This window comes from Archangium violaceum (genome assembly GCF_016887565.1).
GTDB classification, from domain to species: domain Bacteria; phylum Myxococcota; class Myxococcia; order Myxococcales; family Myxococcaceae; genus Archangium; species Archangium violaceum_B.
Genome location: NZ_CP069396.1, coordinates 7,395,649 through 7,406,891 on the forward strand (window position 1 = coordinate 7,395,649; position 11,243 = coordinate 7,406,891).

Below are 11,243 nucleotides of genomic sequence, written 5' to 3' on the forward strand. Positions count from 1 at the left end.
TCCTTTGAACGGCTAACGCCCGGAGAACACGCCGAGCGCGCGGAACTTCTGGTAGCGGTCCTGGACCAGCTCGTCACCCGTCAGCTCGGTCAGCTCGCCCAGGTGCTTGCGTAGCGCCTTGCCCAGGTTCTCCGCCGCCCGGGAGTAGTCGCGGTGCGCTCCGCCCGCGGGCTCGGGGATGACCTCGTCGATGACGTTCAGCTCCTTGAGGTCCTTGGCCGTCAGCTTCAGCGCGTCCGCCGCCTTCTCCGCCTTGGACGCGTCACGGTAGAGGATGGACGAGCACGCCTCGGGGGAGATCACCGAGTAGATGCTGTTCTCCAGCATCAGCACGCGGTTGCCCACGCCGATGGCCAGCGCGCCACCCGAGCCTCCCTCGCCAATGACCGTGGAGACGATCGGCACCTTCAGCCGGCTCATTACCTCCAGGTTGTACGCGATGGCCTCGGCCTGCCCGCGCTCCTCCGCGCCAATGCCCGGGTACGCTCCCGGCGTGTCCACGAAGGTCAGGATGGGCTTCTCGAAGCGCTCGGCCAGCTCCATCAGCCTCACCGCCTTGCGGTAGCCCTCCGGGCGCGGCATCCCGAAGTTGCGCGCCATGTTCTCCTTCGTGTTCCGCCCCTTCTGGTGGCCGATCAGCATCACCGTCTTCCCATCGAAGCGCGCGAAGCCGCCCACGATGGACGGGTCCTCTCCGAACAGGCGGTCTCCCGCCATCTCGAAGAAGTCCGAGAACAGGTGCTGGACGTAGTCCATGAAGTACGGCCGGGAGCTGTGGCGCGACAGCTGCACCACCTGCCACCGCGAGAGATCACTGAAGATCTCCGTCTGCAGTTTCTTGGCCTTCTTCTCCAGCTTGGAGATTTCCGAGGTGAAATCCACCGAGCCGCTCGCCGAGAGGGCCTTGAGCTCGTCAATCTTCTTCTCCAGCTCGATGAGCGGGCGCTCGAAATCGAGTGGATAGTTGATGCCGTTCGCCATGGCGCCGGACCCCTATCACCTGCCCCCAGGGCTTTACAACGCGCAACCCGTTACGCGGTGCGTAGAATCCCCTCCCCCTTCCTTCCGTCGGAGAGTCATGCACCGCCTGCTGCTCCTGCTCGCCCTCGTCCTGGCCGCCCCCTCCTCCGCCCAGTCCGCCCGCTCCCTCAACACCGAGGGTTTCCGCCTCTACCAGGCCGGTAAGTACCCCGAAGCCTTGGAGAAGTTCCAGGCCGCCGCCCAGGCCGACCCCAAGCTCGCCCTCGCCCACTACAACGTCGCCGCCACCCTGGGCGTCCTCCGCAAGCAGGGCCAGGTGTGTCAGTACGAGGCCTACCGGGAGACCATCCTCGAGCGGCTCAATACCTCCGTCCGGTTGGATCCCCGCCGCCTCACCCGCGCCAAGGAGGACGCCGACCTGGACCCCATCCGCGACACCGTCGGCTGGCAGCGCCTCCTGGGCCGCTCCCCCGAGCGCCTGGCCGATGTCCCGGAGATCCTCCGCCGTGTCACCTGGTTCTCCCCCGGCGAGGGCGTCTACGGCTCCACCCGGAAGCTCACCTTCCCCGATGGTCGACGCGTCGTCCTCTGGCGCCGCGTCATCGAGGACTCCGCCAATCCGACCCGCACCGAGGAGGTGAGTGGAACGTATACCCTCAAGGGTCGCACCCTCACCCTGTCCTTCCCCGGCAAGAAGCCCCTCTCCGGCAAGATGACCCCCCGCGGCGTTCTCGAGATCGACGAGCTGGGGAGGTTCCTCGACTCCCCCTCCGAGTGCGAGGCATAGGACGGACTCCCCCCTCCGGGGCTTGGCGGACCGGCGACCCCTGCCCAACCTCCTCTCACGGAGGTGGCGGGGTATGGTGCGGCTCAAGGGTCCGCAGTGGGGATTGGTGGCCTTGGTGGCGGGGACTCCCTTCTTCCTCGCCTTCCTGCTGGCGGCTGTCTCCCCTGCGCTCCTCGAGCCCGTGTTCGGCACCGTGCTCGGCGGCGCCTGCTGGCTCCTGGCCGCGCTCCTGGGACTGCTGGGCGGTGCCCTGTTCGCCGGTTTCCTGGGCTCCCTGGCTCAAGTGCCTGGATTCGCCACCTCGCGGCCACGGCAGACGCTCGGATTCATCTGCGCCGCGCTCGTCTCCGTGGCGCTGTGCATCGTCCCCGCCACCTGCCTGCTGCTCGCCGGCCCTGCTCTGGCCGTCCGGTTCGAGCGCGGTGAGGTGGAGACTGGTGGGGAACGGCTCCGCACTCCCCTGGACCTGGCACAGCGGCTCCGCCAGCAGGTGCCTCGGGTGATTCCGAATCTGCCTCGGATGGAGCTGCGGTGAGCCTCGGGTAGGGACGGGAAGACCCTCACCCTGACCCTCTCCCAGAGGGAGAGGGGATTGACGCGGGGAGCAGCCTGGGATTCGAGAGACCCTCACCCCGACCCTCTCCCGAAGGGAGAGGGAGTGGGGTTGTGGGGGACGGTCAGGCCGCCTTCGTCTTCGCGGTCGCACTCAAGGCGTACCAAGCCGTTCGGAACGCCTTGAGCTCCCTCAGACCCGCAGGATGACGTCCCAGCGCAGGAGCCACCGTCACCGGCAGGCCGATCTTCTTCTCGATCACCTTCGCCGCGTTCAGCTCGTTCTTCCGCCGGTTCTCGCACCGCGCGCAGTCCGCCTTCGGACCCACCCGGTTCACCAGCACCCGCTCCACCTGAAGCTTCCGCTCCTTCAGGTACTCCACCAGCCGCTCCGACCTCGCCCCCGCCAGATCCTCACCGCGCGTCACCACCACGAAACGCGACTCGGTCGGCGAGGCCAGCGCCGCCTCGAACCTCGCGATGTGCTTGAGGAACGCCGCCATGTCGTCCGCCAGCTCGCCCAGCCCCTTCGACTTGTACTTCGACAGCACCCCGTGCAGCGCCGTGAACCACCCCTTCGCCGTCTCCGCCAGCTCCACCACCCTCATGGAGCTCACCATCGGCGCCCCGTCCACCACGATGCGCTTGAAGCGCTCCTGCACCAGCGCGTCCGTCAGGCACGACATCGCCGCCAGCTCGTCGATCCCCGGCGGCGCCGCGTCCAGCAGGTTGCGGAACAGCAGCAGATCCGTCGGAACCTCGTTGCCCGTCTTCGGCGCGCCCTCGAAGGCCTTCTCCGCCTTCTCCTTCCAGCGCTTGCGCAGGTTGCTGAACCACCCCGCCATGTCCAGCTCGCGCGCGTACAGACCCTTGGTTCCCTTGACCTGCGTCTCCACGTCCGTCAGCCGGCTCTGCAGCACGTCCGACAGCGAATGCGCCGGATCCGTCGAGATGAGGAGCACCGGCCCCTCCTTCTCCGTCAGCGTCACCGCCGCGGCCGCCGCGCACGAGCTCTTCCCCACCCCACCCTGCCCCACGAAGAAGATGAGCCGCGTCGGAGGCAGTGGCGGCGCCGCGATCGGCGGCATCGACGGAGCACGCACCAGCGCCGGCGGGCCCTCGGCCGCGGCGAACTCCAGCGCCTTCGTCTCCTTGCCGCTCGCCCACTCCTGGGCGAACACCTTCATCGCCTCCAGGCCGCGCGGCGCGACCTCGCGCTTGCCCACCAGGTGCACCGGTACGTTCTTGTCCAGCGCCTGGTACTTGCGCACATGTGGCGCTTGGAGTCCTCGGCGGCCCAGACAGGCGGGACATCCTTCCTTGTCCTCCACCTGGTTCACCACCACCTCGACCACCGGAATTCCGCGCTCGCGCAGCTGCGCGAAGTACATGCGCGTCTGCGCCTCGGGCACCGGCTCCGCCAGCGCCACCAGGTGGAACGCCGTGCGCGCTGGATCCTTCAGCTGCCCCAGCAGCTTCTCCGCACGCGACGAGAACTCCTCCAGGAACAGCTGCTCCTCCGAGGGCGCCGCCGCCGCCTTCTTGCCCTTGCCGCTCGCGGCCCGATCCGCTCCCGCCTTCACCAGGCCCAGGAACTTGCGCAGCCCCACCGGCATGTCGAACAGCCGCAGCGTGTGGCTGGTGGGCGCCGTGTCCAGCACCACCCGATCGAACTCACCGCTCTCGGCCAGCTCCACCACGTGCAGCAGGCCCAGCAGCTCCTCCAGCCCCGGAGTGGCCTGGCTGTACAGCTTGCCCAGATCCTCCTCCGTCAGGTGCGTGCCCTTCACCGCCGCCTTCTGCAGCGCGGGCTGGTACTTCGCCAGGAATGGCTTGAGCAGCGCGGCGGGCTCCAGCTCCATCGCCCACAAGCCCCCCTCGCCCTTGCCCTTGGCCGCCTTGGCCTTGCCCTTCGGCTCCGGCTTGGGCTCCTTGGGGGCCTCGCCACCCTCCGCTTCCACCTTCGTGGGCTTCGCCGACAGCTTCTTGTTCAGCAGATCCGACAGCGAACCCACCGGATCCAACGAGACGAGCAGCACCTTCTCCTTGGGCGCATCGTCCGCGAGCCGCAGGGCGTAGGCCGCCGCGAGCGTGGTCTTTCCCACCCCGCCTTTTCCGCCGAAGAAGTGAAGAACTCGCGCATCGCTCATGAAAACGTGGCCTTCCTTGACGCCCCCCGGCGGGGCCGCTCTTCGTCCGTTCCTGGACAGCCGCGGTGAGGACACACCGGAGGTGCCCCTGAGTAGGGAGCCATGCCACCGAGTGTCCCGTGGGTGTGTAATGGGAAGGATCGCCCGCAGTGACCCTGTGAGTCAAGCAAAGAGGGGGTATCCCACCCTCTGCCTCGCGCGCTGCGTCATGCCCTTCTCTCATGTCGGACATACGCTCGACGCCCGATCACCCAGCGTGCGGACGAGAGCAGCGCATGGCCGTGAAGCCGACCAGCCGAGTCGGCTCCGGGCCCTCTTCCCTTGAAGTAGGTGGGAGGCGGTACGAAACGCGGCTCAGCGGAGCTCGGGGTTGCTGCCCAACGAGGGTCCACCGTGGCCGGACAGGCTGTTCGCCTCGGCTCCCTTGGCCGGCTGCTGGCGGGCCTCGGCCGCGTAGCGGTTGAGCTTGTTGTAGAGCGTCTTCTCGCTCACCCCGAGGATCTCCGCCGTCCGGGCCTTGTTGTTCCCGTTGCGCTGGAGACTGCCGAGGATGTACTCGCGCTCCACCGCGTCGAGCGACAGCCCGTAGGGCAGGCGGAAGGTGTGGCGCTCGGGGCTCTTGCCCGCCATGTCGGGGGGCAGGTGCTCGCGCATGATGAGCTCGCCGTCGCAGAGGATGACGGCGCGCTCCACCGAGTTGCGCAGCTCGCGGATGTTGCCCGGCCACTCGTGGTTCTTGAGGATCTCCATCGCGTCCGGGTGCACGCCCGTCACGCGCTTGGCCGAGTCCCCGCGGAACTTCTCCACGAAGTACTGCACCAGGATGGGCACGTCCTCGCGCCGCTCGCGCAGGGGCGGCAGTTGGATCTGGAAGACGTTGAGGCGGAAGTAGAGGTCCTCGCGGAAGCGCTTGGCCTCGATCTCCTTGCGCAGATCGCGGTTGGTGGCGCACAGCACGCGCACGTCCACCTCGATCTCCACCTTGCCGCCCAGCCGCCGCAACCGGCCCTCCTCGAGCACGCGCAGCAGCTTGGCCTGCAGCTCGATGGGGATCTCCCCGAGCTCGTCCAGGAAGAGCGTGCCGCCGTGGGCCAGCTCGAACACGCCGGGCCGCCGCTGATCCGCGCCGGTGAAGGCGCCCTTTTCGTGCCCGAAGATCTCCGACTCGATCAGCGTGGCCGGGATGGAGGCGCAGTTGATGGCGATGAACGGCTTGTCGCGCCGCTGCGACAGGTTGTGGACGGCGCGCGCCACCACTTCCTTGCCCGTACCGGACTCGCCGGTGATGGCCACGCTCGCCTTCGAGGGGGCCACCTTCTCGATGAGCTCGAACACCTTGCGCATCGCGGCGGACTGACCGATGAAGTCCGAGGAGCCCAGTTGCTTGAGGCGCCGGCGCAGGCCCTGCACCTCGCGCATCGTCTCCTTCTTCTCCAGCGCCCGGTCGATGCAGACCTTCAGCCGCGCCGTGTCGAGCGGCTTGACGATGAAGTCATACGCACCCTCGCGGATGGCCTCCACCGCGGCGTCGATGGTGCCGTGGCCGGTGAGGAGCACCACCGGACAGTCCGGCAGCTCGTCCCTCAGCGCCCTCAGCAGCCCCAAGCCATCCGTCTCCGGCATGGCCAAGTCCGACAGGACCACGTCCGGCCGGAACTCGCCCGCCTTGCGAAGGGCGTCGTGCGCGTCGAACGCGGTCTCCACCTTGTGGCCCCAGGCGGTCAACATCTCCGCCAGCGCCTCGCACGTATCGCGCTCGTCGTCCACGGCCAGAATTCGCGCGCTGCCCACGTGAGAACCTCCAGACATCAAGAACAAGCCAGATGGGAAAAAGGTTTCAGAAGCTCGAACACCGCGCTCAGGCGAGCGGGAAGCTCAGTCGGCACTGCCCCGCGCGAAGTTGCAGCTCCACCCCGAGCTGCCCACACCGCAGCTCCAGGGCCGCCACCGCCTCCGGCGTGTTCTCCGTGGCGGCCGTCGAGGCATCCACCACCTCGAGCACCGCCCGGGACTCCTCGGCCCGTACCGACACCGTCACTTCGGCTCCCTGCTCCGAGCGCCCGTAGGCCCTCATCAGGGCCTGCACCACCAGGAAGCCCAGCTCGCCCGTGTCCGACAGCCTCGCCCGCACTCCGGCGGCGATCGTGGGACGCACCTGGAGGCGGCGCTTGCGGCTCTCGTGCGCCAGCACCTCCAGCGCCCGCGTCACCGTCTCGGACAGATCCGCGTCGCCGGGCACGCCCGGGCGGCTCACGATGAACTCGGCGAAGCGCCGGAGGATGCCATCCACGCGCTGGATCTGATCGCGCATGGCCTTGAGGTTCTTCTCCTGCGAGGGGGGCACCTGGCCCGTCTCGACCTTCAACTTCTCGGACAGCACTTCCAGATGGATGGACAGTGCGTTCAAGGGGTTGCGCACATCGTGCAGGAGGCTGTCCATGAGAGTGGGAACCGCGCCGTAGCGAGCGGCGTCCACCACCGGGTCCGCCCCTTCACGTATCGAGGGCACACTGCTGCTCGCAGCCGTGGAGGTGATCACGAATTCTCCCTAAGAGGTTGACCGGCGCCCTTCACTCCCGCCGCCCTGTCGCTGCGAGGATTTAGGGAGCCACCCTGGTACCGTCAACCCTGGGCCGGTAATTCTTGCCGGATGGGAGTAATTCCCACAGGATTCGTCGGGCAGACATCCAAACAGATGTCCTGCACAAAACGTTTCACCTGTACTGAAGAACGAGCTCACGCGAAGACTCGTGAACTGTCCGACACCGTGCGCTAGCGGTCAGCGCCCGCTCGGCTGCTCTTCGGGACCGGGGCCCACCAGTTCGATGTCGAGCCGGGCCGCGTACTCGAAGATGCGCGGATCGCGATAGAACTCGCCGTAGACGATGCGACGCACGCCCGAGTTGGCGATCAGCTTGAAGCACGGCCAGCAGGGGCTGGCGGTGGTGTAGAGCGTGGTGGGCTTCTCGCGCTCGCTGTCGATGCGCACGCCGTTCTTGGCCGCCTGGATGATGGCGTTGGCCTCGGCGTGGACGGTGGCCACACAGTGTCCGTTTTCCATCATGTGGCCCACGTCGTCGCAGTGGGGCAGGCCGCGGATGGCGCCGTTGTAGCCGGTGGAGAGGATGGTCCTGTCGCGCACCAGGAGCGCACCCACGTGCTTCCTGTCGCACGTGGCGCGGCTGGCCACCTGGCGAGCGATATCCATGAAGTACTGATCCCAGGAGTTCCGGTTGCCCATGCGTACCTCCCCTCCTCCGGCATCTACCGTGGAGGGGGGTAGCAAGCGAGTTTCCGGCCGGGCCTAGCGGCTGGCGGTCTGCGAGCCGTCCGGACCCGTCTCGGGCCTGGATGCCCCGGAGGTGCCGAGCAGCCGGGCGAAGCCGTGCTGCAGGAGGAACTGACGCACCTTGGAGCTGGGGGCGGCGAAGGTCTCGCCGGGCATGGGCACGTCGAAGCTGTAGTTCTGCTGGGCCACCTCGAAGCCCACCTTCGCGGTGCGATAACCCTCGACGATGGCGAGCAGCTTGCCGGACTCCAGGCTGAAGATACCGCCACCGGAGGCGCCATAGCCGATGGGCGCGTCCGTCTTCAGCATGCGCGGCTTCTTGCCCTCCTTGTCCCACTCCACCTGGGACACCATGCCGCCGGAGAGCGACAGGGCCCGGCCGAAGGGCGAGGCGGCCACCACCACGTCATCCCCGAGCTCCACCTCCGTGTCCGTGGCGAGCAGCGCGGGCGTCAGCGCCAGGCCGGGCACCTTCACCAGCGCCAGGTCCATGTCCGGCACCGAGCCCGAGGCCACCACCTGTGCCCCGTACTCGGTGGAGTCGGCGCGGTCATCCACGATGACGACGAGACGGGGAGCCTTCAGGTCGCCCATCTCCACCGCGTGCGCGTTGGTGATGACGAAGCTGACGGTGCCCTCGGCGGTCTTCTCGCTGCCGATGACCACGCCCGAGGCGGTGCGCCGCGCCTTGCCGTCCTCCTGGACGGCGAGGCGCACGTTGTGCGGAAGGATGCGCTTCACCTGCTCCCTGCGCGTGAGCCGGGGAGCCTGGGCGCCCACCGTCTGCATCACGACCGGCGCCGAGCCCCCACCGCCGATGCCCGAGGTATCGGAGACGGCATGCGGATTCGGAGCGGCGGCGCAGGACAGCATGGCGAAGAGGGCAGGCAGGCCCAGGGCGAAACGAGTCATCGACGCTCCGAAGCAAGGAGAGGACGGGGAACAAAAACCCTTCATCTCTAATGAGTTCCCATCTTCCCCTTGCAACGCGTTTTCGGAAAGCATCGCCCCCAGCGAGCGCCCGCTCGCTGGGCTGCCTTGGCGATCAGCCGTAGCGCTTCTTCATGAGGAAGAGGATGGCGTCCTTGGCGCAGTGCTCGCAGTAGCCGTAGCGCTCGTGCATCGCCTTGAGGGTGCTCTCCACCTGGGACTGCTCGCGCGGAGACAGCGTGGCGCGCTCCTCGGAGAGGTACTTGAGGATGTTCTCCTTGTTGCGGCGCAGCACCCGCTTGCGCTCCTCGAAGTAGTGGTCGCGCAGGCGGCGGAACATGTCCGGGAAGATGCGCGGGTAGTCCATCTCCGCGTCCGGATTGTCCAGCTTGTGCGCGCCGATCTGCGAGATGAGCCCGCGGCGGAACTCGCCCGGATCCTCGCCCCTCGGCATGACGATGCCCTCCATCTCCGCCATGCGCTGCTCGTCGGGGCGCTCCATGGCGCCGGTGATCCGGTTGCGGATCTTCTCGCCCTTCACCCAGTGGCTCACGTTGTAGACGTAGCGCTCCACCAGCTCGCGGTACTGGCCCTCGGAGACGAGCCCCATGGACTCACGCACCTCCTCGTCCACCCGGTCGAGGTACTCGGCCTCCACCGCGCGCACGAACTCCTCGTGATCGTGGTAGCCGTCCACCACCTCCTGCAGGAGGAACTCGTAGACGCTCTTGTCCTTGCAGATGGCCTCGAGCTCCTCGATCACCGCCAGCGCGTTGAGGCACTTGTAGTCGGGGTGTTGCGCGGCGTTGAAGAGCGCCGTCTTGATCTCCCGGGCGCTCGCGCCGCTGCGGCCCTCGTAGTTGGGGTAGGCGTCGGACTCCTCGTAGAGGTCCGTGCGCAGCTTCCGCAGCTCCTTGCCGTGGGACATGCTGAGCCGATCCGGCGCCACGCCCTCCTCGTAGAGGTGCATCTTCTCCACCGGAGTCACCTGATCGACGAGCTCCTTCACCTCGGGCGCGTAGCGGTCCGGGATGGGCTTCTTGAGGCGCGTGAGCACCGCCCACATGGCGGCCACCTCGGTGGCATGCGGGGCCACGTGCTTGCCCACGGTGGTGGGGGTGATCTGCGCGTCGTAGATCTGCTGCTCCAGCTTGAAGCGGCGCAGGTACGGCACGCGCACCAGCTCGATGCGGCCCTTGAAGGAGGCGAAGTCCGGCAGTTCCTTGAAGGCGCCCAGGTGCTTCTCGTTGGAGGACGCGATGAGCACCTCGTCCAGCTGCAACACGAAGTGCTCGAGCGGCACCTGGGACGTCTCGCTGAAGCCCAGCAGGTACTTGAAGGCCTCCAGGGGGCGCTTGAGCAGATCCGAATACTCGATGATGCCGCGGTTGGCGTGCACCAGCGGGCCATGGGGCTCGAAGAGGGCCACGTTGTGGAGCGCGGGCGGCACGTTGAGCAGCTGCGCTCGGTCCGCCGTCACCTGCTGGTACATGGCGTCCACGCTCATCTGCGGCTCCACCGTCACCGTGCCCACCTGGTAGCGGCGCGAGATGTAGAAGCGCTCGACGCGCACGTGGCGCAGCACCTGGAGGTAGTCGCCCTTGTGGTTGGCCAGCAGCGCCGTGTAGATGCTGCGGCACTTGTGGCAGAGTTCTCCGTGCAGCAGGTAGTCGGAGAGCACGAAGTCGTCGCCGCCCTGCCCGTCCCCATTGGCCACGCCCTTCTTCTTCAGCGCGCCCTCGAGCAGGCGCTGACGCTCGGTGGGCGGGACGACGAAGAGCGGGTGATCGCGCAGCTCGCAGGGGATGCGCACGTCGATGGACTCGGCGTCCAGATGCGCGTAGGTGGACAGGTCGCCCCCCGTGGCCCCCGCGGCGGGCGCCGCCGTCGCCGCGCGCTCGCCGCCGAAACCGATGGAGCCCTTGACGAGCTTCTCCGAGGGGAAGATCCAGCTGATGCGGTAGAGGGCTCCCTCGGGCTGGCGCGAGTAGGCCTCCATGCCGGCCTTGAGCGCGTTGACGAGCGTCGACTTCGCGCTGCCGTTGGGGCCGTGCAGCATGATGAGCTTGTTGATGCGGCCGGCGCGCGTGAAGTTGCCCAGGAGCCGGTAGATGGCGTTCTGGATCTCCTCCTGCCCGGCGACGCGGCCGTCCCGGTCATTGCCAGGGACATCGAAGACCTTGAAGCGGCGGATCTTCCCGGTGGGATGGGGCACCGTGTCGGTGCCATAGTGGTCCATCACGTCGCGCAGGTACTGGGCCGCGTTGCGCGACTGCCCCCGTGGGTCGCCCATGAAGAGGGTCAGGTACTCCTCGAAGGAGAGGATGGAGCGATTCTTGACGAAGTCGTCGGACACCTGGGCGCCCACTTCCTGCAGGTATCGCTTGGCTTCCACGGGATGACTCCTCTGTGCTGTAGTTCAGGAACCCACTAACCACGCCGGCGGGTGGCCGCCATCAAGCGCGGGGACCCCCGGAACTTTCCCCTCGGGGAGCGGGATGTCCAGGGCTCTTCTTTCCGTTGTGTTGTTGGCAGTGCTCTCCGCCTGCCCGCC

Annotated in this window: 9 protein-coding genes; 2 read left to right on the top strand and 7 right to left on the bottom strand. The window is 67.7% G+C overall.

Annotation, left to right across the window (positions count from 1 at the left end; translation table 11 throughout):
* Positions 1–12 precede the first annotated feature (12 nt).
* Positions 13–981 (bottom strand): acetyl-CoA carboxylase carboxyltransferase subunit alpha, encoded by a 969-nt coding sequence (locus JRI60_RS29340; protein ID WP_204219186.1) that lies wholly within the window; start codon positions 979–981, stop codon positions 13–15.
* A gap of 97 nt (positions 982–1,078) precedes the next feature.
* Here JRI60_RS29340 and JRI60_RS29345 point away from each other — a divergent pair, with 97 nt between their 5' ends.
* Both JRI60_RS29345 and JRI60_RS29350 read left to right on the top strand, forming a co-directional pair.
* On the top strand, positions 1,079–1,768 hold the full coding sequence (locus tag JRI60_RS29345) for a tetratricopeptide repeat protein (RefSeq protein ID WP_204219187.1): 690 nt from the start codon (positions 1,079–1,081) through the stop codon (positions 1,766–1,768).
* A 73-nt stretch (positions 1,769–1,841) separates the two neighbouring features.
* The gene (locus JRI60_RS29350) at positions 1,842–2,303 is read left to right on the top strand and encodes a hypothetical protein (RefSeq protein ID WP_204219188.1); all 462 of its coding nucleotides are present in this window, start codon (positions 1,842–1,844) and stop codon (positions 2,301–2,303) included.
* A gap of 142 nt (positions 2,304–2,445) precedes the next feature.
* Here the strand turns inward: JRI60_RS29350 and JRI60_RS29355 are convergent, their stop codons facing one another.
* The 6 genes from JRI60_RS29355 to JRI60_RS29380 form a co-directional block, all read right to left on the bottom strand.
* The gene (locus JRI60_RS29355; RefSeq protein ID WP_204219189.1) at positions 2,446–4,470 is read right to left on the bottom strand and encodes an ArsA family ATPase; all 2,025 of its coding nucleotides are present in this window, start codon (positions 4,468–4,470) and stop codon (positions 2,446–2,448) included.
* A gap of 354 nt (positions 4,471–4,824) precedes the next feature.
* Entirely contained in the window at positions 4,825–6,261 is a 1,437-nt protein-coding gene (gene nla6, locus JRI60_RS29360; protein WP_204219190.1) for an enhancer binding protein Nla6, read from the bottom strand.
* Positions 6,262–6,328: 67 nt separating this feature from the next.
* Positions 6,329–7,009 carry a HAMP domain-containing histidine kinase gene (locus tag JRI60_RS29365; RefSeq protein WP_204219191.1) on the bottom strand — a complete coding sequence of 227 codons (681 nt, stop codon included), beginning with the start codon at positions 7,007–7,009 and terminating at the stop codon, positions 6,329–6,331.
* 240 nt (positions 7,010–7,249) lie between these two features.
* Positions 7,250–7,711 carry a deoxycytidylate deaminase gene (locus JRI60_RS29370; RefSeq protein WP_204219192.1) on the bottom strand — a complete coding sequence of 154 codons (462 nt, stop codon included), beginning with the start codon at positions 7,709–7,711 and terminating at the stop codon, positions 7,250–7,252.
* A 63-nt stretch (positions 7,712–7,774) separates the two neighbouring features.
* The gene (locus JRI60_RS29375; protein WP_204219193.1) at positions 7,775–8,671 is read right to left on the bottom strand and encodes a S1 family peptidase; all 897 of its coding nucleotides are present in this window, start codon (positions 8,669–8,671) and stop codon (positions 7,775–7,777) included.
* A 133-nt stretch (positions 8,672–8,804) separates the two neighbouring features.
* Positions 8,805–11,084, bottom strand: a complete 2,280-nt coding sequence (locus JRI60_RS29380) for a PrkA family serine protein kinase (RefSeq protein WP_204219194.1) — start codon at positions 11,082–11,084, stop codon at positions 8,805–8,807.
* Between the last annotated feature and the right edge of the window lie 159 nt (positions 11,085–11,243).

What these genes read in the sequence shown, in the direction of transcription:
- JRI60_RS29340 (WP_204219186.1), bottom strand. Translation starts at nt 981, where the DNA reads ATGGCGAACGGCATCAACTATCCACTCGATTTCGAGCGCCCGCTCATC.
- JRI60_RS29345 (WP_204219187.1), top strand. Translation starts at nt 1,079, where the DNA reads ATGCACCGCCTGCTGCTCCTGCTCGCCCTCGTCCTGGCCGCCCCCTCC.
- JRI60_RS29350 (WP_204219188.1), top strand. Translation starts at nt 1,842, where the DNA reads ATGGTGCGGCTCAAGGGTCCGCAGTGGGGATTGGTGGCCTTGGTGGCG.
- JRI60_RS29355 (WP_204219189.1), bottom strand. Translation starts at nt 4,470, where the DNA reads ATGAGCGATGCGCGAGTTCTTCACTTCTTCGGCGGAAAAGGCGGGGTG.
- JRI60_RS29370 (WP_204219192.1), bottom strand. Translation starts at nt 7,711, where the DNA reads ATGGGCAACCGGAACTCCTGGGATCAGTACTTCATGGATATCGCTCGC.
- JRI60_RS29375 (WP_204219193.1), bottom strand. Translation starts at nt 8,671, where the DNA reads ATGACTCGTTTCGCCCTGGGCCTGCCTGCCCTCTTCGCCATGCTGTCC.